This window comes from Arthrobacter sp. P4_H3 (assembly GCF_056400885.1).
Map to the genome: position 1 here is coordinate 1 of NZ_JBFUKK010000017.1, position 23,288 is coordinate 23,288.

A 23,288-nucleotide genomic window follows, 5' to 3' on the forward strand; every position below is an offset into this window, starting at 1 on the left:
GCTACGGCGCTACGGCGAGTTTCATGATCTTTTCGGCGCGGCCCAGGCGGGGCAGGTCGGAGCCGTCGCGGATGACGCGGCCGTTGGCTTCGAAGTCGGCCATGAAGTCCGTGGCCCACGCGACGTCGGACGGCGTGGGGCTGATGACCTCGTTGATGACGTTGGTCTGGTCGATGGCCAGGCACAGCTTGCCGGTCATGCCCATCATCACGGTGATGCCGGTCTGCTCGCGCAGGATGGGGTGGTTGGTTCCCACCGTGGGGCCGTCGATGGGGCCCGGGAGGTTKCCCACGCGGCTGGCAACAACCAGCTTCGCGCGCGGGTACGCCATGGCCTCGGGWGTGGCSGCCATGCCGGTGTCGCGGCGGAAGTCGCCGGAACCGAACGCCAGGCGGAAGGCGCCCTGGGCCTTGGCGATGTTGTTGGCTTCCTCGATGCCGACGGCGGATTCCACCAGCGGAATCACGGGGGTCTTGCCGTCCATCCGGTGGAAGGACTCGGTGACCTGGTCCGCGGACTCGGTCTTGGCCAGCATGACGCCGAGCAGTCCGGGGGTGCCGCGCAGGCCGGCGAGGTCTGCGGCCCAGAACGGGCTGGTGGCGTCGTTGATGCGCACCCAGGCCTGGCCGCCGGCAGTCAGCCAGTTGACGACGTTCTCGCGGGCAGTGTCCTTCTGCGAGGGGTCCACGGCATCTTCGATGTCCAGGATGATCGAGTCCGCGCGCGACACAGCCGAGACGTCAAAAAGCTCAGGCTTCATTGCGTTCACCAAAAGCCACGAACGGGCAATTTCGGCGGGGATGTTTCGTTCGGGCCGTACGGTGTCGACGGCGGCGGAGGTAGAGGTGGTCATACTCCTACCGTATCCGCCCGGACCCCTCCAACGCTAAGTAACAGCCTGCCGCCCTTGGAACAATACCGCGAACAATACGACCAAAATCCGCTGTTGCCTGCGCGTCAAACTCCTTCACGGCCCGTTACCGGGCGAAACAGGGCGTCTTGTGACCCGCCGTTTCCTCCTGTTTCCGCTCATTTCCGCGGGTTTCCCGGCGTGACAGCAACGCTTTTTTTGGCCGGAAAGGTGCGCTTACATCGTTCAAGCGGCAGGCAAACAACCCCGCTGCATCACACCACGACCTCTCCCCCAATGCTTCACAAAGGAACCCGAATGAAACGACACCTGACCATCATGAGTGCCGCGGCCGCCGTCGTCATCGCGATGACGGTGTCGGGCTGCGGCGGGACTGCCAACGGCACAAGCTCGGCCGGCGGTACAGCCGGCGGTACAGCCGGCGCAGGTGCCGCTGGCGCCACCGAGGTGAAGGAGCTCCGCTACCAGGGCTGGGCCAACTCCGTCACTCTTCCCGAGCTGGCCCAGGACCTCGGCTACCTCGGCGACGTCAAGCTCAACTGGGTGGGCAACACCATCAGCGGCCCGCAGGACATCCAGTCGGCAGCCACCGGCCAGACCGACTTCGGGGGTGCCTTCGCCGGAGCGGTGGTGAAACTTGTGGAAGCCGGCGCCCCGGTGAAAGCCGTCATCAACTACTACGGCGAGGACGAGAAGACGTTCAACGGCTTCTACGTCAAGGAAGACAGCCCCATCCGCACCGCCCGGGACTTCATCGGCAAGAAAATCGCCGTGAACACGCTGGGTGCGCACTCCGACGCCGTCATCAACACGTACCTGCAGAAGAACGGCCTCAGCGCCGAGGAAATCAAGCAGGTCCAGCTGGTGGTGGTGCCGCCCAACGACACCGAGGAAGCCATCCGCCGCGGCCAGGTGGACGCCGGTTCACTGGGCGGCGTCCTGCAGGACAAGGCAATCGCCAACGGCGGACTGCGCTCGGTGTTCAGCGACGCCGAACTGTTCGGCACCTTCGCCGGCGGCCCTTACGTGCTGCGCACCGACTTCATCGCCAAGAACCCCAACACCACCCGGACCTTCACCACCGGAGTGGCCAAGGCCATCGAGTGGGAGCGGACCACACCGCGGGAGGAAGTGATCGCCCGTTTCACCAAGATCCTGCAGGAACGCGGGCGCAACGAGAACCCGGCTGCCCTGCAGTACTGGAAGAGCGTGGGCGTTCCGGCCAAGGGCGAGATCAAGGATGAGGACTTCACCCGCTGGGGCAAGTGGCTCAAGGACACCGGGATCGTCCAAGGCGAACTGGACCCGAAGAAGCTCTACACCAACGAGTTCAACGGCCTGGCAGCCGGCACCGGTGCGGCTTCCGGCACAGCCAGCCCCGGCGCCACCACCAGCAACACGAAAGGACAGCCATGACGCCGAAGATCAGCCTCCGGAACGTCACCAAGGAATTCGCGGTGCGCCAAGTCAAGAGCAGCGGGAAACAGCGTAGCCGGAACCAGGCCGGCCCGTCCGTGCTGACGGCCCTGGATGACCTCAGCCTGGACGTCGCGGCCGGAGAGTTCCTCACGCTTGTGGGGCCCAGCGGCTCCGGTAAGACCACGCTGCTGGACCTGCTGGCCGGCCTCTCCCGGCCCAGCTCGGGAAGCGTCCTGGTGGACGGCAAGGAAGTGACCGGTCCGGGCCAGGACCGCGCCGTCGTCTTCCAGCAGTACGCGCTCTTCCCCTGGCGGACAGCATCGGCCAACGTCTCCATCGGGCTGGAGAACTCCGGCCTTTCGCGGAAGGAACGGGCCGCCAAAGCCAGCGAATTCCTCGACCTGGTCGGGCTGGCGGGGTTCGAGGACCGCTATCCGCACGAACTGTCCGGCGGTATGAAGCAGCGCGTGGCCATCGCCAGAAGCCTCGCCTATGAGCCGGACATCCTGCTGATGGACGAACCGTTTGCCGCCCTGGACGCGCAGACCCGCGAGCAGCTCCAGGACGAGCTGCTGCGGATCTGGAAGGCAACGGGCAAGACCATCGTCTTCATTACCCACGGAATCGACGAGGCCGTGTACCTGGGCCAGCGCGTGGCCGTGCTCAGCGCCCGCCCCGGCCGGCTCAAGGAAATCGTGGACATCAACATCCCGGACCGCGACGGCGAGGACGACATCCGATCCCATCCAGCGTTCGTGGAACACCGACACGAGGTCTGGTCCCTGCTGCACGACGAGGTCCGGCTCGCCCAGGGCTCCGGACACCGCAAGATCCTCCCAGACGGCACGGCCCCCGACGAACAACCCAATGAAAGGAGCGCTGCCTGATGAGCGCTGTGTTGACCCGCCCGCCAGAGGCGGCTGCCGCCGTCGAACCTTCCCGCCAGACCGGTTCCGGTCCCGAAAGCGGACAGCGTCCGACGGCGGCGGGCAGGGTCGCTGCCCTGGCCGGGCTCGCCGGACGGGCCGGCTGGAAATCCCTCGCCGTGCTGCTGTTCCTTGCGTTGTGGGAACTCGGCCCGACGTACCTGGCCAGCCCGTCCACCCGGGTGTTCCTGCCGCCGCTGCACGAGGTCATCGCGGCCGGCGCGAAGCTGCTGGAGACCGGGCAGCTGCAGAACCACCTGCAGGCAAGCCTCACCCGTTCCGTCTCCGGGTTCAGCATCGCCGTGGTGTCCGCCGTGGTGCTGGGGCTGCTGATCGCCTGGTACGGGTGGCTGAGCTCATTCCTGAACCCGCTGCTGGAGCTGTTCCGTAATACGGCCACGCTGGCCCTGCTGCCCGTGTTCACGCTGCTGCTGGGCATCGGCGAGGAATCGAAGATCACCATCGTGGCCTACGCGGCGTTCTTCCCGGTGCTCCTGAACACCATTGCCGGCGTCCGGACCGTGGATCCGCTGCTGATCCGGGCCGCGAGGTCGCTGGGGCTGAACAGCTTCCGGCTCTTCCAGAAGGTCATCCTGCCCTCGGCTGTCCCGACAATTTTCACGGGCATCCGGATGGCCGGCACATCCTCCATCCTGGTGCTCATCGCCGCCGAAATGGTGGGGGCCAAGGCCGGGCTGGGCTACCTGATCGTCAATTCGCAGATGAGCTTCCTCATCCCGGACATGTACGCCGGCATCCTCACCGTCTCCATCCTGGGGCTGGCGGTGAATGTCCTCCTCGTCGCCCTGGAACGGCACTTCTCCCGCTGGCGCACCGCCGTCGGCGCCGGCAACTGACCGCTTCACCAGCACCAACAGCCTGTCCGCACCATCAACCAGTAAGGAAAAAGCAATGACCACCATCACCGAAACCAAGCTCGACTTCGCCAAACTGGGCTCCCGCGTCGGGGCTGAAATCCGCGGCCTGGACCTCAGCGGGGACCTCTCCCCGGACACCGTGGCCCGGATCCGCGAGGCCCTGAACGAGCACAAAGCCCTGGTGTTCCGCGAGGCCAACATCCGCACGGACGAGGAGCAGGTGAAGTTCGCCAGCCACTTCGGGCCGCTCACCAAGGCGCACCCCACTGTGGCCTCGGTTGAGGGCGAAGAAAACGTCCTGCCGGTGGACAGCGAAAACGGCTCCGCCAACAACTGGCACACGGACGTCACCTTCGTGGTGAACCCGCCGCAGGCATCCACGCTGCGCAGCATCGACCTGCCGGCGTACGGCGGGGAAACCCTGATCGCGTCCTCGGCCGGGGCATACGCCGACCTTCCGGCGGAACTGCGGAACTTCGCGGACACCCTGTGGGCCATCCACACAAACGACTACGACTACTCGGTGCCCAAGAACCTGGAGCACCAGAACGCGGAGGAACGCCGCAAGGAGTTCACCCGGCTGAAGTTCGAGACAGCCCACCCGGTGGTCCGGGTCCACCCGCTGACCGGCGAGCGCGGATTGTTCATTGGGGGCTTCGCGCAGCGGCTGCGGATCGTGGGGCTGTCCAACACCGAGTCGAAGGACATCATCCGGCTGCTGCAGGCCTACGTCACGCGCCCCGAGAACGTGGTGCGGGTGAACTGGGAGCCGAACCAGCTGGTGCTCTTCGACAACCGCATCACCCAGCACTACGCCCCGGACAACTACGACGGCCAGCCGCGCAAGCTCAACCGCGTGACCATTGCCGGCGACATCCCCGTGGGCGTGGACGGCAAGCCGAGCCAGGCCCTGCAGGGCGACTCGTCCACGTACTCGGTGGTGGCGCCGCTCTAGGCCCCCACCCAACTAGGTCGCAGTTAATGTCGTTTTGAGGGCTCATAACGACATCTACTGCGACCTAGTTGGGCTGAGCGGGGACTTAGGGGATGTTGCTCCCCCGGGCCGTCACCCACAGCCGGTACCACTCGGCCCGGGTCATGGATGCGGCAACACGGGCAGCTCCGGCACAGGCCCGGATCCGGTCGGGGTTGGCCGAGCCGATCACCGGAGCGATTCCGGCCGGGTGCCGCATGAGCCAGCCGAGGAGGATGGCTTCCCTGGTGGTTCCCATGGCCTTCGCCATCTCAGCGACGAGCGCTGCTGTGGCTGCCTCCGCCGGCGTCGGGCTTTCCGGCGGGGCGCCGGTGTAGTGGCCCCGTGCCAGCGCCCCATAGGCCTGCAGGGTGATCCCCTGCCGGCCGCAGAACTCGACAGTGCCGTGCGGGAAGCTGTGGTCCAATCCCTCGGCGTGGTTGACCAGCACGGCGCTTTCCAACCAGGCCCGTTTCAGCAGGCTCATTTCCAGCTGGTTGGCTACCACGGGTGTTTCCAGGTGGTCCTGCAGCACCTCGATCTGCGGGGCGGACATGTTGGACACACCGACCTGGCGCACCTTGCCTTCCTGCATCAACTGCCCGACGGCGGACGCCACCTCAGCGGGGTCCGCCAGCGGGTCGGGGCGGTGGAGCATAAGAACATCCACGTACTCGGTCTTCAGCCGCTTAAGGCTGCCGTTTACCCGTTCGAGGATGCCGTCGCGGCTCAGGTCGTAATGCGTCTCGAGCCCCTGCTCGTTGAGCCGGATGCCGCACTTGGTCTGGAGCCGGATCCGTTCCCGCAGGCCCGGCGTAATCGCAAGGACCTCACCGAAGACGGCCTCCGACTTGCCGCCGCGGTAAATGTCAGCGTGGTCGAACAGCGTGATGCCGGAATCCAGCGCGGCGTCGATCGCGGCGGCGGCCTGGCCCACGTGCTCCGACGCGTACGGCTCGGCGGACCAGCTGCCGCCCAGCCCCATGCAGCCATAGATCAGTTCCTGTTGACGGCTCAGTTCCTGGCTTGCAGCATTTTTGGTCATGTCGTCACTCTTTCACTTGATCCGGCCAAGGCCCAGCGGCAAAAAAGCCCCGGTGGCGGTGCCCTGCCCGGGCACCGCCACCGGGACGGATTTCACGGTAAAGCTAGATGCTGCTTGGCACCGGCCTTAGCGCAGCCAGACCGTGGTGTTGGCGGGAAGTTTGCCGGCTTCCAGCGGGCCGCTACTGAGCAGGACCTCACCTGCCGGGAGCTCCACCGGCTCCGCACCGAAGTTGGTCACGGACTGCCAGCCGCCGGGCCGGCTGAACTGCAGCACCTGGGAGTTGCCGGTTTCCACCCATTCCAGCTCTTCCGCGGCCTGCAGCTCGCGGCGCAGCTTCAGCGCCTTGCGGTAGAGCTCCAGGGTGGAGCCTTCCACGCCGTCTTGGGCGTCCACTGCGTAGCGGCTAAACCATTCAGGCTGGGGCAGGTGGGCGTCCCCGGCGCCGAAACCGAATGAGGCGCCCTCGGCGGCCCACGGCAGCGGCACGCGGCAGCCGTCGCGGCCGATCTCCACGCCCTTGTTGCGGAAGAAGGACGGGTCCTGGCGCTCGGCGTCGGGGATCTGGCCGACTTCCTGCAGGCCGAGTTCCTCGCCCTGGTACAGGTAGGCCGAGCCCGGGAGGGCCAGCATCAGCTGGCTGGCCGCGCGCGCACGGCGCAGGCCGAGTTCAACGTCCAGTTCCTCGGCGGGGGCACCGGCCAGCAGCCAGCCCTTCCCGTCCTGGCCCTTGGCGTGGACTCCGCCACCCTTCGGCAGGCCGTAGCGAGTGGCGTGCCGGACGACGTCGTGGTTGGAGAAGACCCAGGTGGAGGACGCCCCGGTTGCCGTTGCTTCGGCGAGGTTCCGGGTGATGATTTCCAGGAACTCCCCGGCGTCAAAATCGGCCTGCAGAAGGTCGAAGTTGAAGGCCTGGCCCAGCCCCTGCGGGCTGGCATAGCGGGCGCGGCGGGTGGCGTGCACCCAGGCTTCGGCGACGGCGGTGCGCGGCGGATTGTATTCGTTGAACACCTCACGCCATTCGGCGTAGATCTCGTGGACTTCGTCGCGGTCCCAGTACGGGTGTGAGCCGTCCGGGAAACCGTCGGTGCCGGTGTTGGCCTCGGTGAGTTCGGCCTTGGAGAGCAGCGGCTCGGTGAGGTCCTTGGTCAGGGCGTGCGCCACGTCCACGCGGAAGCCGTCCACGCCGCGGTCGGACCAGAAGCGCAGTGTCTTCAGGAAGTCGTCGCGGACCTCGCGGTTGGACCAGTTCAGGTCCGGCTGTTCCTTGGCGAAGATGTGCATGTACCACTGGCCGGGGGTCCCGTCCGGTTCGGTGATGCGCTCCCAGGCGGGACCGCCGAAGACGGAGTCCCAGTCCGACGGCGGCAGCTCGCCGTTTTCGCCGAGTCCGTCACGGAAGATGTAGCGCTCGCGGGCAGCGGAGCCCTTCGGTGCGGCGAGGGCCTCCTTGAACCATTCGTGCCGGTCGGAGGAGTGGTTGGGGACGATGTCCGCGATGAGCCTGATGCCGGCGTCGTGGAGCGCAGCGGACATTTCGGCGAAGTCCTCCAGGGTGCCCAGTTTGGGGTCCACGTTGCGGTAATCGTCGACGTCGTAGCCGCCGTCGGCGAGCGCGGAGGGGTAGAACGGGCTGAGCCAGACGGCATCGATCCCCAGTTCCTTCAGGTACGGCACCTTGGCCGTGATGCCTTTGATGTCGCCCAGGCCGTCACCGTTCGAATCCGAGAAGCTGCGCGGATAGATCTGGTAAACGGAGGCCTGGCGCCACCAGTTGGGATCGGCTGCGAGGTTTGAATCGGACAGGGTTGCCAGAGTGGCGGTGGTGGACAAAAGAGATTTCCTTTTCTTGGGTTGGTTGTTTTTGGTAAAGGGAAAATGGATGGGCGCGTCCGGATGGCCTGCGCCTGTTTCACTGGCTGCGTCGCCGGTTACTTCGGTTACTTCACTGCACCGCGCATGACTCCGGACAGTACCCAACGTTGCGCGAGGATGTAAACCACCAGCGTGGGCGCCATGGCCATCAGGTACGACGCGAAGGCGAGGCTGTAGTTGGTGTTGAATTCGCCCTGGAAGAGCATCTGCACCACGGGGAGGGTCTGCAGCGCAGGGTCCGCGATCATCATCTGCGGCAGCAGGAAGTCATTCCAGGAGCCGAGGAAGGCGAAGATCCCCACGGTGGCGTTCATGGGAGCCAGCAGCGGGAAGATGATCCTGCGGAACACCTGCCACGTGGTGGCACCGTCCATGCGTGCCGACTCTTCCAGCTCCACGGGAATGGAGCGTACGAAGGCAATGTACAGCAGCGTGTTGAACGAGATTCCGCCGAGTACGTGCAGGAACACGACACCGGCCGGGTTGTCCAGGCCAAGGAGCGCCGTCTGCTTGATCAGCGGCAGGATGATCACCGGGAACGGAATGAACATTGCCGAGAGCAGGTAGACGAACGAGCCCCGGAAGAACCTGTGGTTCCAGTTCCGGGCAATGGCGTAGGCCACCAGGGAACTGCAGGCCAGGGAGCCGAGGACGCTCAGCACGGTCACAAACGCGGTGGACATGAAGGCCCGCGGGAAGTTGGTGGCCACGTAGGCGGCGGCAAAGTTTTCCCAGTTCATCGGGTTGGGCCAGGCGAGGCCCGTGCCGGTTCCGATCTGGTCCGGGGACTTCAGTGCCATGGCCACAGTGAAGTACAGCGGCAGCAGGACGGTCAGCGAGGCCACCAGCATCAGGGCGGTGAGCCACCAGTTGACCTTGAAGCCCTCGCGGTTGGACTTGCGGTTCTTGCGGAAGACCTGCGTGACGCCGGCGGGCGCTGCGGCTCCGGTGATGGTCTCGGGGCGTGTGGAAATGGTCATTAGAGTGAAACCCCCCGGCGCTGGATGAGGCGCAGTTGGATGACGGAGATCAGCAGGGTGATCAGGAAGTAGATGACGGCGTTGGCCATCTGGTAGGAGTAGTCGCCGCCCGTGAAGCCGGAGAAGATGCGCATGGCCACGGACTGCGTCGCCATGCCGGGACCTCCGCCGGTGAGGCCCACGATGATTTCGTAGGTCCCCAGGAAGCCCTTGAACCCGAGGATCACGTTGATCACCAGGTAGCCCAGGATCAGCGGCAGCGTCAGGCTGAGGAACTGGCGGAAACTGCCGGCACCGTCCAGGTCCGCGGCTTCATAGACCTCGGAAGGGACGCTCTGGAGTCCTGCCAGGTAGATGATGGTGGCGCCGGGCGCCGCCTGCCAGACAGTGACCACCACGATGGCGATCCAGGCCAGGTTCTCATTGGCGAGGATGCTGGTGGCGAGCGGGGTCATGCCGAACCGCTCCGCCAGCACCGGAAGCGTGTTGGAGAAAAGGTAGTTGAACACGAAGGAGACGATGAGCGCGGACAGCACCATGGGGATGAAGAAGACGGTGCGGATGCCGGTGCGCCATTTGATTTTGGCGTTCAGGCCCAGTGCAATGGCGAGCGCCACGACGTTGACCACCACGGTGGTGGTCAGGGCGAACACGAAGGTGAAGATGTAGGACTGCAGTACTGCCGGGTCCTTGAAGATGTTGACGTAGTTCATCAGCCCGATGAACTTCCAGTCGCCGTAGCCGGCGTAGTTCGTGAGGCTGAAGAAAACGCCCACGAGTGCCGGCAGGGTGATGAAGAAGGCGAACAGTGCCAGTACAGGCACCACCATCCAGTAGTACGTGGGGTCGATCTTGCTCCTGGACCGGAATGCTCCGGTGCCTGTGGAGGCTGAGGCGGCTGTGGCGGCTGAGGCGGGCGTCTTGCCTTCTGCGGGACGGGCTGTCTGGGCCACCCGGGAAGTTGTAGTCATGTGAACTCCTGGAGTCGGGGTGGGATCAGACTGCGGTGCGCTCGGCAACGCGGCGCCATTCGTCGTCGAGCGCTGAAAGGAACTGCTCGCCGTTCTTGCCGTACACGAAGGACTGGATGTAGTTGTTCAGGGGCACCGACGGCGGGAAGTAGGTCGCGGCGCCCTGGTAGTAGCGCGCTTCCTTGACCGACTCGCCCAGTCCGCTGATCTGCGGGTTGCTGACGGCGGGAGCGTCCTTGAGGGGTGAGAAGGCTGCGTTCTTTTCGTTGAACGTGTTCACCACGGACGGCTCCAGCAGGTAGTTGACGAACCGCTGCGCCGCGGCCATGTTTGGCGTGTTGCGGGTGATGGAGAGGGCCATGTCCACGTTCACCCGGGCTTTGGTTTCCTCGGGGTTGTCCGTGACCGGCAGCGGGAAGCTCCCGAGCCTGATGTTCTTGTTGGCCGAAACGAGCTGGGACAGCGCCCACGGGCCCTGCAGGTACATCGCCGCCTGGCCTTTGGCGAACGCCGCGTTGCCGTCGGCGTAGTTCTTGCTGGCGGCGCCGTTCTGGGCGTACGACGCGAGCTGCAGCATCTTGGGCAGCGCCGGGCCGAAGTTGTTGGAGAATGACTCGGCCGCGTCCTTGCTGATGCGGGCACCCCTCGCATTGATCCTGGTGAAGAAGTCCGCAACGTCCAGCGAGCCGCCGGCCACATAGTCGAACATGCCCTGGGCGAGGGTCCACGTGTCTTTGTATGTTCCGTAGATCGGGGCGATGCCGGCGGCCTTGAAGGTTTCGCAGGCCGCGACGAACCCGCTCCACGTGGTGGGGACGGAGACACCCTGCGCTTCGAAGATGTCGCGGTTGTAGATGACCCCGGCCGCGGCCAGGGAGAACGGCAGCGCACTGACCTCGGTGCCGTTGTACTGGCCCCAGGAGCTGATGAGCTCCTGCATCTTCGGGTCGATACCGGCGGCCACGGGCAGGTCCGAGAGGTCGGCGAAGATGCCTTTGCGGACGAAATCGGCGGTGGCCTGCGCAAAGCCGCGGGTCACCACGTCCGGCGGATTGTTGCGGACCAGCCCGGGAACGAAGTTGCCCTCATTGAAGTCCTGGACCACGCGGATGTCCGGGTTCAGCGCCTCGAAGTCCTTGATGACCTGGTTGAAGTAGGCCACCACCTCGGGCTTGTTCTGCATGAAGCGCAGGGTGGTGACGCCGTTCTGCGGGCCGGACGGCGACGCGCAGCCGGTTAGGGGAATCATGGCTGCGGCCCCGGCCAGGCCAGCGGCCCGGAGCAGCGAACGCCTGCTCAGCAGTGATGCGGGCACGGCGGCGTTCACAGGGCGGGGGCTGACGTGCGGGAGTGGCGGCGCTGGTGCCGGGGTCCGGGCGGGCAGTGCTTCAGGATGCGGTTCACAGTTGCTCCTTTGCAAAAGGCTGAGTGAAGGGCTGGAAGTCAAGCCAGTGGTCGGCGGCCGTCCGGTCCACATGGTCTAAGTTTATTTGGAATCTAAATTTAGTTCCTCAAGTATTATGTGGTGCAAAGCACAGAGAGGTCAACACCATGTCTGAAATGACTGCGGCAACGCCCCAGCTGTTGCGGCGCGTGAGCGCCGGAGCAGTGCTGGAATTCATGCGCGCCTCGCAGGCGGTGACGGTCACGGAAGTCATGGAGGCCACCGGACTCACCCGGGCTACCGCAATTTCCGTGTGTGAGGACCTCATGGAGCGCGGCTGGATCAGGGAGCTGGAAAATCAGCGCGCGTTCGGCGGCTACCAGAAAGGCCGGCCGGCGCGGCGGTTCGAACTCAACGAGCGCGCCGGCTACGTACTGGGCATGGACGTGGGCATCTCCAAGGCCACCGTGGTGGTGTCCGACCTCCGCGGCAAGGCCCTGGGCCGGTCCACCCAGCCGTTCGCCGGTGCCGAAATTTCGGCCGAGGAACGGATCGCCGTCATTGACCGGACCGCCATGATGGCCCTGCACGGCGTGGGGGCATCCCCTGACTCCGTGCTCGCCGTCTGCGCCGGCATCGCGGCCCCGGTGGACCGCAACGGCGACGTGCTGGTGACCCAGCACTTCTGGGGGCTGTTCGACGTCGGCCTGAAGGCGGCGCTGCTGGAAAGGCGCGGGTGGACCGTACTGCTGGAAAACGACGCCAACCTCGCCGCCCTGGGCGACCGCTGGCGCGGGGCGGCCGCCGGCGTGGACGACGTCGTGGTCATCCTTGCCAGTGAACGCCTGGGTTCGGGAGTGATCGACGGCGGGCGGCTGCTGCACGGACGCGGCGGCGGTGCCGGCGAGCTCGCCTTCCTCGACATGGTGGAAGGCGTGGGAGACACCTTCGGCATCGCATCCCTGGCGCGGGGTTGGGCCGCAGACGCCCTTGCCGGCAAGGCCAAAACCTCACTTCGTGAGCACTCCGGCACAGGCGTCGAGGCGGAGCACGTTTTTGCCGCTGCCGCCGCCGGAGACGCCGTTGCCCTGGGCATCCTCGACCGGCTGGCAGACAGGATGGCCAGGGTCATCGGTGCCGTGGCCACCATGATCAACCCCGAGCTGGTGGTCATCGGCGGCGCGGTGGCAAACTCGGCAGGCGTGCTGCTCGAACCGATCGCCAAGCGGCTGGCGGAGTTCACCGCCACTCCCCCGGCAGTGGCGGTTTCCCCTCTCGGCGACTCGATCGTGACCGTGGGTGCCGTCCGGTGCGCCCTGGACTACGTCGAGAAAAACACCCTGGACCTGGAGCTCGCGGCCCCGGCCTAGGCATCTTCGCCGGGAGTGATGAGCGCGAACGGACACTTGAGGCCCGAAATCCTGGGCCTCAACTGTTCGTTCGCGCTGATCTACTCCGGTCTACTCCGGCATGATCATGGTGCGCAGGTCCAGCTGGCGGAGCACGCGGTCCGCGACTTCCGGGTCCATGTCCGGTTCGTTCCGGGCCGCCACCACTTCCTGGCGGGCGGCGTCGAGCGCAATGGTCTGCACGGCAATGGCCAGTTCGCGCCCGCGCTTGCGCTTCTCCCCCACCGATTCGTTCTTCAGGCTTCCGTCCAGGAGCTCGGCATGCAGGCGCGTCATCTTTTCCTTGACCAGCGCCACCTTCTCCGGCGGGAGTTCCTTCATGAGGTCGTTGTCCTTGAGGGCGGCGACGGCAGCCTGTTGCGCCCGCTTGGCCAGCACCCGGGCGGCGTCGCGTTCCTCCGAGCCGTCCCCGGTGGCCTTCAGCACCTTCATCAGCCAGGGCAGCGTCAGGCCGGGCAGCACCAGGGTGGCCAGCAGCACCGCGCAGGCGATGACCAGCAGCTGGTCGCGCGCCGGGAAGGGAGTGCCGTCCGCCAGGGTCAGGGGCAGTGCCAGGGCAAGCGCCAGCGTCGCAAGGCCCCGCATGCCGCACCAGGTCAGGATCAGGACCTCCTTGGCCGACGTGGGCTGCAGCAGGTTCTCCCGCTTGCGTGCCGAGGCCGCCAGGAGGGCGAGCCACAGGAACCGGACGGCGAACACAATGATGCACACCACCACCGCGGTTCCGATCATCCCGTAGATTTCAGTGCCTTCGTCGTGGATGACCTGGCGGATTTCCAGTCCCACCAGCCCGAACGCCAGCCCCGTGACCAGGAGCTCCACCACGTCCCAGAAGGCCGTGCGCGTGACCCGCTCGGCGGCGTCCTGGGGCCGCGAGTGGCGCTGCATCTCCAGGGCGGTGACGACGACGGCGATCACGCCGGAGGCGTGCACCTCCTCGGCGAGGATGTAGGCCGCGAAGGGCACCACGAGGGTGACCGCGCTGCGGGCCACCATGGACGCCACGAGCCGCGTGATCAGCGCCGTGACCCAGCCCATGGCGATGCCGACCAGCACCGCGACCGCCGCCCCCACGAGGAACTTGAGGACGACGTCGGGCCCTATCCGGCTGCCGGACACGGCGGCGGCAACGGCGGCCTGGAAGATGACGATCGCGGCGGCGTCGTTGAAGAGGCCCTCGCTCTGCAGGACGGTGATGAGCCGCCGCGGCATGTGCACCCGGCCGGCCACGGATTCCACGGCCACGGGGTCGGGCGGGGCCACCATGGCGCCCAGCGCGATGGCAGCGGGAATCCCGATTCCCGGGATCATGAGCCAGGCCGCCCCGGCCACCGCGGCGGTGGACACGATCACCAGGGCCACGGCGAGCATGATCAGCGTGCGCCAGCGGACCCGAAACACGGCCCACGAGCTGCGCTGGGCCGTGGCGAACAGGAGCGGCGGCAGGAAGATGGGCAGGATCAGCTCGGGCGAGATGTCCATTTCCGGAAAGCCGGGGATGAACGTCAGCGATGCCGCCAGGATCAGCATGAGCACCGGATACGGCAGCCGGAGCCGGTCCCCCAGGCCCACGGCCACCACCGTGGCAAGCAGGAGCCCGATAATAAGTGCCAGCTGGTCCATGTGCTCACTTTCCCCGAAGTGGAGGTGCCCGCGGGGATGCGCAGGCGCCTCCTCCACGATATCGGGTGCGGGCCGGCGCTTACTCGCCGTTTAGTTGCCGGGCTCCAGCGCGGCGGCGACCGGCAGGGTGCCGTCCCGGAATTCGATGGTGCGGCCGGCGGTTTCCGGCAAGCCCAGGACGGCTGCCGTCACGAGGGCCACGTTGGCGCGTGATGTGGCGGTGCCTGCGGAGGTGTCGGCCGGGTTGACGTCGATCAGCCCGTTGCCCGGCCCGTCCGTCAGCGACCCCGGCCCCAGGATGGTCCAGGCCAGGTCCGTGCCGCGGAGGTATTGGTCCGCGGCGGCTTTCGCCTCGGCGTAGGCGTGGAAGCTGTTGTCGGCGGGAACTCCGTGGTCGGGTCCCGCACCGAAGTAGGACACCATGATGTAGCGCCCGACGCCGGCCTCCGCGGCCGCGTCCATCGAACGGATAGCGGCGTCCCGGTCCACCGCATAGGTGCGGTCGGGGCTGCCGCCGCCGGCACCGGCGGACCACACGACGGCGTCATGGCCGCGAAGGGCGGCGGTGAGTTCCGCCGTCGTCGTGTGTTCAACGTCCAGGACTGACGGCGTGGCGCCCGTCGCCGCGACGTCCTCCGTGTGGTCCGGGTTGCGGAAGAAGGACGTGACGTCCTCACCGTCCGCCGCGAGGATTCTGGCCAGTTCCAAAGCCACTTTGCCGTGGCCGCCGATGATTGCGATGCGCGTCATTGACCCATTCTGTCCCACCGCAGCTGGGAACGGCAGCGGGCCGGCCGGCTCACCCGGGCTTCTTTCCGGTCATCGCCTCGTAGTGCCGGGCGATTTGGGCAGGGGTCAGTTCCCGGTCATAGATGGCAACCTTGGCGATGCCGCCTTCAAAAAACGATTCGAGATTGCTGGTCCCGACCCGCAGGGGGGCATCTCCCCGCGTGGGAACGATGACGCGGCCGTTGATGCTCAGGTCGTCCTGGTCGCGCTGGACACCGTCCCTGAAGATCTTTGTGTATCCGTGCGGATACTCGCCGCCTCCGGCCGCCGCGTTAATGACAAGGACGTAATGGATCCACTCGCCGGCCGTTATGTCGTCCTGGAAATAGGACCCGGCACCCAGCCCTCCGTTGCGGTTGAACAAATACCCGGAGATCCGGTTGGGTCGGTCTTCGGCGTTGTCGGCAGAGTACATCCGGGCCACGTATTCGTACTTCTCCGGTTCCCCTTTACCGAGCCAGTGCACGTAGCCCGACGATTCTTCACGGCTGAACTGGAGGATGTCCGGACGCAGCCATGCTTCGACTGTGAGGGCACCGGTAGTGGCCGGACTGAGGGCTGCGGCGTCTGCGATCTCCAGGTACTGGGCGCGGCCGTCGAACTTCGACGCGGCCGCGCCGTTGGGGAGGGTGGTTTCCGACGGCGATCCAAGATACTTTCCATTGTGGTTACCGCCGGAGAGATCCGGCTCGGTCCCGCCGGCTGAATTGGCCATGGTCCAATATGCCCTTGGCTGGTCGCGCAGGACATCCGCGTCGTAGGCATCGGTGGTGCCGCTACCGCAGGCGAACAGCACGATCAGCAAATAGACGCCAATGACCGCAAGCACTCCCGCAGCGGCCGCGGCCGAACGTTGGCTGTACCGCTTCATCAGGCTGCCCCTCCCGGTTTCACAAGCACTTGGAATTTCACCGCGAACGCTGACTGCAGCCGGCCTACGTGAGCCGCAGCCGGTCGATCCGGGGCACCGGGCTTGCCGCGTCCCTCCGGTAGCCGGTGATCTGGACGCTTCCGGCCGCGCCGTGGTGGCCGACGCCTGGCAGCAATTGTGTCGTGCTGACCTGGCTGCCGTCGATGGAAACAACGACTGCCTCGGGCGACACAACCACCCTCAGCTCATGGGCCTTGCTCTCCGGAAGCGGACCCTTGGCGAGCTCCTTGCCGCCGGCGTCATTTTCCTGCGTGATCCGGTAATCGTTGGCGGACACGGAGACCTCTATTTGTTGGGGATCCTTCGTCAGGACCGTCACGCCTGCCGTGGTCCCGTCCCAGGCCTTCTCGAAGCCGCCGAGCGTGGCTTCGACGGTGTAGGACGTCCAGAGCCGTGTTTTGAGCGGTGCAAAGAGCCTACTGATGAAGGCCCCTGGTCCCGGGTCCAGCGAGACTCCGCTGTCGGCTTGCGTGGCGAGCACCACGGGTTGCTCGTCGTATGTTGTCCAGGAAGCGGGCATGCCGAGCGGCACGCTATCGGGCGGGTTCAAGGGACTGACTTCCAGGATTTTGTCCGCAAACGCGCCGAGCGAGGTATCCGACGTCGTGTCCATCCGGGCGAGGTTTCCCTCCGCCATGTTGTCGGCACTTGTGGCGACGGCACTGTGTGGCTGGTCCAGCATCGCGGCCTTAAACAACGAGGCGACAACTTTGGGGAGTGCACCGTCCGTACCCGGAGGGCTTGAATGCGCCGAAAACGGGTACGCGAAGAACTCCGGCTCCGGAAAGCCGTGGGCAGCAATCTGGCTCTTGGACTCCTGGAGGTCCGCAGTGATCCGTGCGCGGTACTCGTCGGCAGTTTCAACCCGGTGTTGCTCGGTGAGGTACTGCAGGTTGGTGAGGAAAGGGCCGGAGTGCCCTTCGGCGTCAATCGGGACCTCAACGTGCCCCATGTGGGTATGGGCCTCGATGTCCCACCGGCCGCTCTGCTGCAGCTTCGTGAGTTCGGGCCAGGTCATGTAGTAGGGACCGCGGGTCCCGACAAAGCCCGTGACGATGTACGCGACGGCATGCTGGTTGTTCCGGGCAAGAATGGGATCGGCGTACTGCCAGACGCCCCGGGCTCCGTCGTCAAAGGTGACCTGAACGGAATGCGGAGGCAGTGGCCTCCCATTGATCCACTCCCTGAGCTGTGCAGCCGTTATTGTCTGCCATCCGCTGTCGGCCAGCAGCTGCATCTGCCCCGCAAAGGCTTCAGGTGTGACCGTGTACTCGCCGCCGCCGTAGCTGATGTCGTGGTAGGTGAGGATGATCGGTCCGGATTGTTGACTGGTGCTCGCCGTGTTCAGCCGGGCCACCAGCGAAGAATCGATAGGGCCTGCCGGGACGTTGGTGAACTGGTCGAACACGCTGTTGGGGTTGGTTGAAAGGTGGTCATAGTGATCCTTCGCGACCACCCATTGCCAGGCGGCCGGACCGGCCAGGTACCCGATGACGAGGGCAACAAGCACCGCAGTGACCGACGCCGTGGCCAGGCGGTCCTTGAGCGCGTCGCCGCGGCGATGGGAAGCTGAATGTTCCTTGCGCGATGGTGCCTGAAAGCGGGTACTCATCGGGTGCCCCACTTCGAATCGCGGATGGTTAACAGCGCATACGGCAGCTGGCCCACCAGGAGCGTCACGTAGAAAAGCGTGAAGAATATTCCCTTGTACCAATCCTTCTCGTGCGTCTTCAGCCGGTAATACAAGCCGTAGAAAACGGCAATGGCCGCAACCCCGCCGAGGTACCAAACGGGCGGCGAGAACAGGAAGTACGGCGAGACGATGAGCGCCCGGAACACTACCTGCGGGGCGACGAAGGGCAGCAGCACGCCGAGGTAATAGAACAGGGCCATGACCGGAGGCTTGCGCCACATGATCCGGACGGCCCGGGTCGATTCCCGAAGCCAGCTCTTCTTCCACCGGAGCTGCTGGCGCAGGAATTGGCGCAACAGGTCCGGGACCACCGTCTGCGCCTTGGCGTTCGGCGCGTATAGGATCCTCCAGTCGGGAAGGAGGAAGTTGGTCAGGCTCCTGTCATCCCCGTAGGTGCTGGGCTGGCCGAGAAAGGTCTGGCTGATCCATTGGTCCGCGATCGGTTCCACGGCTGTTCGCCGATACCCCGAGAAACAGCCGGAGCAACAGGTAACTGAGCCGAAAAGGGCCTCCGCGGACTTATAGACACTAAAGGCTATGTAGTACTGCATGGCTTGCATCCGGGTGAGCAGGTTGGTCCCCTTGTTTGACACGTCAGTGTGTCCGCACACAGCGCCAACGGAAGGATCAGCGAAGTACGCGACGAGGGCGCGAACGGCGCCGGGCTCAATCAGCGAGTCGGAGTCAATGAAGACAAGGATGTCCGCGTCTCCTGCCGCCTGCATGCCGGCCGTCATCACATGGCGCTTGCCACGATTGACGTCAGCCGCCAGCACCGCGAGCGACGGAAAGTCGGCCTCGACTTCGCGGATGCGGCTCAACGTGTTGTCCGTCGAATGGTCGTCAACCACCACCACCCGGATCCGGTCCGCAGGGTAGTCAACGGCGAGGCACGCATGGAGGGTGGCCGTGATGCCGTTCTCTTCGTTGTACGCGGGAACCACGATCGCAACGGAAGGAAGCTCAGTCTCGGGAAGGGCGGAAACGCCGGGACGATAGCGCCAGGCCAGTCCGAACCGGCCGAAGATGAAGACCAGCACGAGAAGGCTGTAGACGGCCCAGACAGGCGACTGCTGAAAGTTCGACAGGGTCAGGGCCTTCAGAATGCAAATGACAACCACTATGGCTGTCAGCCCTAGAAGGAGGGCACCCCGTTCTACCCTGAACGGCCGGGACGTCGCCGTATGCGCACCCCGGTGGCCCTGGTCCGGTCGCGGACTTGAAGGCACCGTGCTGATCGTTTGGTGGCCAAGGTGACGGCGGTCAGGCTTCGTCCTCGGCACCATTTCCTTTTGCGTGCTCATCCGGTTCCCCCCGGTTTAGGCGTTAGGCAGGTAGCCGCGACTCCCCGCGACCATGTGCAATCAAAAGCAGCTTCATAGGCTGGCTTGCTCGCTGGATATTCGATGGCACCAATCGCTCCCCAGAGACTGACACTGGTGTTTCATGGCAGCCTTGTACCGGCCGTTGACTCGACCGGGGCTGATTAAGGCTTCGCGGGAGTTCGCTGGATCCCAACCGGACACCGCCGCGTGCCTAACCGCCGTCGAACGCTTAATGCCGGGTTGAAGGTGGCTGTACTCGGAAGCGTTGCGACCTGGCGGTGACTAGTTCACACGTCAAACCTAGTTCGGGCGGGCGCGATGGTTGCGAGTGGTAACTACTCGATTCGTGCCTAATCTTGAGCAAGCGTTCGAGTGGACTACTTGCTTGGAGTGAACACATCACCTAACCAGCCGCAGCGGCAGAAAGCGGGCAGCTGCCTTTATGCCGCTGGCCTGACGAAGAACTGCTGCGCCAGGGTCCAGAGGTTGGTGGTGGTCCAGTAGATCAGGACGCCGATGGGGAATACGATGCCGCCCGCGCCGAAGATGACCGGCAGGACGTAGAGGATGGCCTTCTGCTGGCGCATGAACGGAGTCTCCATGGCCTCGTCGGACATGGTTCTGGCCATGATCAGCTTCTGCGTCATGAACTGCGCGGCCGTCATGGCGAGGATCATGACGATGGCCAGTACTGCGACCGCCACGGGGTTGCCGCCCGGGGGCGTGCCATGGAGTAGTGCCGCGGACAGCGGGGCGCCGAAAATAGTGGACTCATCGAACTGCACCACCTGCTCGTGGCTCATGGCCCCGATGCCTTCGGCCTGGTGCGCTGCAGTGCTGATGCCGGAGAGCACCTGGAACAGGGCAAGGAAGAACGGCACTTGGATGAGCATGGGCAGGCAGGCCGAGAACGGGTTGGTGCCGTGCTTCTTGTACATGGCCATCTGCTCCTGCGCCATGGCCTGGCGGGAGAGCTGGTCGGTCTTGCCGCGGTATTTTTCCTGCAGCTTTTTCAGGTCCGGCTGGAGCAGCCGCATCCGGCGCTGGGCGTCGAGCTGCTTCAGGAAGACCGGGATCAGGGCGGCACGGATGACCAGCACCAGCCCGATGATGGACAGCGTCCACGTCCAGCCGTCGGCCGCCGGCATGCCAACGGCGCCCAGCCCGGCGTGGAAGCCCACCATGATGGCTGACACCAGCCACTTGAACGGAAACATGATTGATTCAAGGTCCACCGAGATCCCCTCCCCCAGGTGCTGCAAAGCTACGGCGTAACGGGCCGATTGTCACGGTCCCGGGATCCGGGGGCATTCCAAAGCCGGCAAAACAAAAGAACCCCCGGAATCTCAAGGATTCCGGGGGTTCTGCCTGGTAGCGGTGGGGAGGCTCGATCTCCCGACCTCACGATTATGAGTCGTGCGCTCTAACCAACTGAGCTACACCGCCACGAATGAGAAAAACCTGCATCAAGCCGGTCAAAAACCGCCTTGACACAGGCCCTCATTCAGAGCCCCCCACCGGAATCGATCCGGTGACCTCGTTCTTACCAAGAACGCGCTCTACCACTGAGCTAGGGGGGCAACGAGTAAATACTCTACCGGAAGATTCCGCTCCCAACAAATCGGCGGCGGAACAGGTCCGCGCGGCTGGAAAATGCGCCGAAATGCCCGGAATTCCGGGCATTAAGCCGCCCGTTGGCGGGACCCGTGGCGGTCCCCGCAGCACCGATGTGATGAAGCCAACACAGGTTGCCGGTTAAAGAAGAACGGGCCGGCTGATTCAGCCGGCCCGTTCTTAGTGCCTGGTGTTGCTAGTGGTTACCACTTGCCCTTGCGGTTGAAGCCGCCCTGGCCGCCTTCGTTGCCGTGGCGGGGCTTGCGTGAGCCGTCACCGTGGCCGCCGAAGCGGGAGTCACTGGCCTGGCCGCGGGTGGCGCCGCTGTCAGCGCCAACAGTGCGCTCCGAACGGTCGCTGTATGAACGGCCGCCGCGGTCAGCGGAGGAACGCTCGCCGTCGCTCTTGCGGAATTCCTTCTTGAACCCGCCGTTGCCCTTGAAGTTGCCGCCACGGTCGCCGCCGCCGGAGTAACCGCCGCGGTCGCCGCCACGGTTGCCCTGGTAACCGCCACGCTCGCCGCCGCCGGAGGGCTTGCGGCCGTTGTCCAGCTCGAGGTGGATCAGCTCGCCGCCGATCCGGGTGCGGGACAGGGCCTTGAGCTGGTCAGCGCTCAGGTCCGCCGGAAGCTCCACGAGGGAGTGATCCGAGCGGATGTCGATGCCGCCGATCTGTGCCGAGGAAATGCCGCCCTCGTTGGCAATGGCGCCAACGATGGAACCCGGCATGACGCGCTGGCGGCGTCCTACGGCGATCCGGTAGGTGGCGTTGCCCTCGGTCAGGGTGCGGGTGGGGCCACGTGAGCCGAAGCCGTCCTTGGCGCGCTCGCGCTTCTGGAACTCGGGGGCAGCAGGCAGTTCCTTGACCAGGAGCGGCTGTCCGCCCTGCGCCATGACGGCCAGAGCGGCAGCGATCTCCGCAGCCGGAACGTTGTGCTCTTCCTCGTAGGAAGCGATCAGGTCGCGGAACGCTGCTACGTCTTCGGACTCGAGGGTCTCCGTGATGCGCTCGGCGAACTTGCCCAGGCGCAGCGTGTTGACGGTCTCGGCCGTGGGCAGGTGCATCTGCTCCACCGGCTGGCGGGTTGCCTTTTCGATGGAACGCAGCAGGTACTTCTCCCGCGGGGTCATGAACAGCACGGCGTCACCGCTGCGGCCTGCACGGCCGGTGCGGCCGATGCGGTGCACGTAGGACTCGGTGTCGTGCGGGATGTCGTAGTTGATCACGTGGCTGATGCGCTCGACGTCAAGGCCGCGGGCAGCGACGTCGGTGGCCACCAGGATATCGATGCGGCCTTCCTTCAGCGCATCGACAGTCCGTTCGCGCTGCTGCTGCGGGATGTCGCCGTTGATGGCGGCAGCCTGGAAGCCGCGGGACCGCAGCTTGTCAGCCAGGTCCTCGGTGGCCATCTTGGTGCGCACGAAGGCGATGACGCCGTCGAACTCTTCAACCTCGAGGATGCGGGTCAGCGCGTCGAGCTTGTGCGGGCCCATGACCTGCAGGTAGCGCTGGCGGGTGTTCGCACCGGTGGTGGTCTTGGACTTCACCGAGATCTCGGCCGGGTTGTTCAGGTACTGCTTGGACATCCGGCGGATCTGGCTCGGCATGGTGGCCGAGAACAGTGCAACCTGGCGGTCCGAGGGGGTCTGCTGGAAGATCTGCTCCACGTCTTCGGCGAAGCCCATGCGGAGCATTTCGTCGGCCTCGTCCAGCACCAGGTACTGGAGCTCGGACAGGTCCAGGGAACCCTTGGAGATGTGGTCGATCACACGGCCGGGAGTACCGACAACCACCTGGGCACCGCGGCGCAGGCCGGCGAGCTGGGGGCCGTAGGCGGAGCCGCCGTAGACGGGGAGGACGGTGAAGTCATCGATGTGCTTGGCGTACGAGGTGAAGGCCTCGGCAACCTGGAGCGCCAGCTCACGGGTGGGAGCCAGCACCAGGGCCTGCGTCTTGCGGGACGGGCCGTTGAGGTCATGGAGTTCGGCCAGGCGGGACAGTGCCGGTACTGCGAATGCTGCAGTCTTACCGGTGCCGGTCTGGGCCAGGCCCACGACGTCGCGGCCTTCAAGCAGCAGCGGGATGGTTGCTGCCTGGATGGGGGAAGGCTTTTCGTAGCCGACATCCTGCAGGGCGGCAAGAACGCGGGGGTCGATGCCGAGGTCCACGAAGCGGATGCCTTCGGCTTCGGTGTCAGCTTCGCCGCTGGTCGGGTCGGCCTTGGGGGCCTCTGCGGCCCTGGGGGCTTCTTCAGCCTTAGGGGCCTCCTCAGCCTTAGGGGCTTCAGCGGCGGGGGCCTCATCAGCGGCAGGCGCTTCGGCAACTGCCGGGGCCTCGGTGAAAACGGGGGCAGCGCCGGCTACCGGAGTAGCGTTTTCGGCAGTGGTGTCGACGGTTGCGGCTTCGGCAGTAGCGTCGTTGTGAATTTCGGGCATAGGGGAGTTTTCCTCATCCATAGGGGGCCAGGCGGCACAACCCGAGGTGAGCGGAGCCGCAGTACATGTGCCGTTTGGACGCCGGGCAGACATTGACCGGCCGGTCACGTAGAAGTCCGGCGCTTTCGCAATCCCGTGGCAGGACTT

At 65.5% G+C, this 23,288-nt stretch carries 18 protein-coding genes and 2 tRNA genes; 5 read left to right on the forward strand and 15 right to left on the reverse strand.

Annotation, left to right across the window (positions count from 1 at the left end):
- Position 1: 1 nt before the first annotated feature.
- Positions 2–853, reverse strand: a complete 852-nt coding sequence (locus AC1DRE_RS19025) for an HpcH/HpaI aldolase/citrate lyase family protein (RefSeq protein WP_476986077.1) — start codon at positions 851–853, stop codon at positions 2–4.
- Positions 854–1,168: 315 nt separating this feature from the next.
- Here AC1DRE_RS19025 and AC1DRE_RS19030 point away from each other — a divergent pair, with 315 nt between their 5' ends.
- The 4 genes from AC1DRE_RS19030 to AC1DRE_RS19045 are packed head-to-tail and all read left to right on the forward strand — an operon-like array spanning position 1,169 to position 5,049.
- Positions 1,169–2,287, forward strand: a complete 1,119-nt coding sequence (locus tag AC1DRE_RS19030) for an ABC transporter substrate-binding protein (protein WP_476986078.1) — start codon at positions 1,169–1,171, stop codon at positions 2,285–2,287.
- Complete coding sequence (locus AC1DRE_RS19035; RefSeq protein ID WP_476986079.1) at positions 2,284–3,177, forward strand: ABC transporter ATP-binding protein; 894 nt, start codon at positions 2,284–2,286, stop codon at positions 3,175–3,177. Before AC1DRE_RS19030 ends, AC1DRE_RS19035 begins: the two co-directional genes overlap by 4 nt.
- Entirely contained in the window at positions 3,177–4,073 is an 897-nt protein-coding gene (locus AC1DRE_RS19040; RefSeq protein WP_476986080.1) for an ABC transporter permease, read from the forward strand. The genes AC1DRE_RS19035 and AC1DRE_RS19040 overlap by 1 nt, the downstream gene beginning before the upstream one ends.
- Before the next feature lie 55 nt (positions 4,074–4,128).
- Positions 4,129–5,049, forward strand: coding sequence for a TauD/TfdA dioxygenase family protein (locus tag AC1DRE_RS19045; protein WP_476986081.1), 921 nt, complete (start codon positions 4,129–4,131; stop codon positions 5,047–5,049).
- Positions 5,050–5,134: 85 nt separating this feature from the next.
- On the opposite strand, the gene AC1DRE_RS19050 is transcribed toward AC1DRE_RS19045, so the two are convergent.
- The 5 genes from AC1DRE_RS19050 to AC1DRE_RS19070 all read right to left on the reverse strand — a co-directional run bounded on the left by AC1DRE_RS19050 (position 5,135) and on the right by AC1DRE_RS19070 (position 11,253).
- The gene (locus AC1DRE_RS19050) at positions 5,135–6,112 is read right to left on the reverse strand and encodes an aldo/keto reductase (protein ID WP_476986082.1); all 978 of its coding nucleotides are present in this window, start codon (positions 6,110–6,112) and stop codon (positions 5,135–5,137) included.
- 126 nt (positions 6,113–6,238) lie between these two features.
- Positions 6,239–7,945, reverse strand: coding sequence for a glycoside hydrolase family 13 protein (locus tag AC1DRE_RS19055; protein WP_476986083.1), 1,707 nt, complete (start codon positions 7,943–7,945; stop codon positions 6,239–6,241).
- A 107-nt stretch (positions 7,946–8,052) separates the two neighbouring features.
- The gene (locus AC1DRE_RS19060; RefSeq protein WP_476986084.1) at positions 8,053–8,967 is read right to left on the reverse strand and encodes a carbohydrate ABC transporter permease; all 915 of its coding nucleotides are present in this window, start codon (positions 8,965–8,967) and stop codon (positions 8,053–8,055) included.
- Positions 8,967–9,938 (reverse strand): carbohydrate ABC transporter permease, encoded by a 972-nt coding sequence (locus AC1DRE_RS19065; protein ID WP_476986085.1) that lies wholly within the window; start codon positions 9,936–9,938, stop codon positions 8,967–8,969. The genes AC1DRE_RS19060 and AC1DRE_RS19065 overlap by 1 nt, the downstream gene beginning before the upstream one ends.
- Positions 9,939–9,963: 25 nt before the next feature.
- Entirely contained in the window at positions 9,964–11,253 is a 1,290-nt protein-coding gene (locus tag AC1DRE_RS19070; protein WP_476986086.1) for an ABC transporter substrate-binding protein, read from the reverse strand.
- A 236-nt stretch (positions 11,254–11,489) separates the two neighbouring features.
- On the opposite strand from AC1DRE_RS19070, the gene AC1DRE_RS19075 reads away from it, so the two are divergent.
- The gene (locus AC1DRE_RS19075; protein WP_476986087.1) at positions 11,490–12,692 is read left to right on the forward strand and encodes an ROK family transcriptional regulator; all 1,203 of its coding nucleotides are present in this window, start codon (positions 11,490–11,492) and stop codon (positions 12,690–12,692) included.
- Between the two features lie 90 nt (positions 12,693–12,782).
- Here the strand turns inward: AC1DRE_RS19075 and AC1DRE_RS19080 are convergent, their stop codons facing one another.
- The 9 genes from AC1DRE_RS19080 to AC1DRE_RS19120 all read right to left on the reverse strand — a co-directional run bounded on the left by AC1DRE_RS19080 (position 12,783) and on the right by AC1DRE_RS19120 (position 23,141).
- On the reverse strand, positions 12,783–14,354 hold the full coding sequence (locus AC1DRE_RS19080) for a Na+/H+ antiporter (RefSeq protein ID WP_476986088.1): 1,572 nt from the start codon (positions 14,352–14,354) through the stop codon (positions 12,783–12,785).
- 90 nt (positions 14,355–14,444) lie between these two features.
- A complete protein-coding gene (locus tag AC1DRE_RS19085) occupies positions 14,445–15,104 on the reverse strand; it encodes an SDR family oxidoreductase (RefSeq protein ID WP_476986089.1) in 660 nt (219 codons plus the stop codon).
- Between the two features lie 49 nt (positions 15,105–15,153).
- Positions 15,154–16,014 carry a LamG domain-containing protein gene (locus AC1DRE_RS19090; protein ID WP_476986090.1) on the reverse strand — a complete coding sequence of 287 codons (861 nt, stop codon included), beginning with the start codon at positions 16,012–16,014 and terminating at the stop codon, positions 15,154–15,156.
- A gap of 64 nt (positions 16,015–16,078) precedes the next feature.
- Entirely contained in the window at positions 16,079–17,686 is a 1,608-nt protein-coding gene (locus tag AC1DRE_RS19095) for a polysaccharide deacetylase family protein (RefSeq protein ID WP_476986091.1), read from the reverse strand.
- Positions 17,683–18,888: a glycosyltransferase family 2 protein gene (locus tag AC1DRE_RS19100; protein WP_476986092.1), complete on the reverse strand. Its 1,206-nt coding sequence runs from the start codon at positions 18,886–18,888 to the stop codon at positions 17,683–17,685. The genes AC1DRE_RS19095 and AC1DRE_RS19100 overlap by 4 nt, the downstream gene beginning before the upstream one ends.
- Before the next feature lie 644 nt (positions 18,889–19,532).
- A complete protein-coding gene (yidC, locus tag AC1DRE_RS19105) occupies positions 19,533–20,309 on the reverse strand; it encodes a membrane protein insertase YidC (RefSeq protein WP_476986145.1) in 777 nt (258 codons plus the stop codon).
- Positions 20,310–20,461: 152 nt separating this feature from the next.
- Positions 20,462–20,538: transfer RNA gene (locus tag AC1DRE_RS19110), tRNA-Met, on the reverse strand.
- 62 nt (positions 20,539–20,600) lie between these two features.
- A tRNA-Thr gene (locus AC1DRE_RS19115) sits at positions 20,601–20,672 on the reverse strand.
- 237 nt (positions 20,673–20,909) lie between these two features.
- Positions 20,910–23,141, reverse strand: coding sequence for a DEAD/DEAH box helicase (locus AC1DRE_RS19120; RefSeq protein ID WP_476986093.1), 2,232 nt, complete (start codon positions 23,139–23,141; stop codon positions 20,910–20,912).
- Positions 23,142–23,288: the final 147 nt, after the last annotated feature.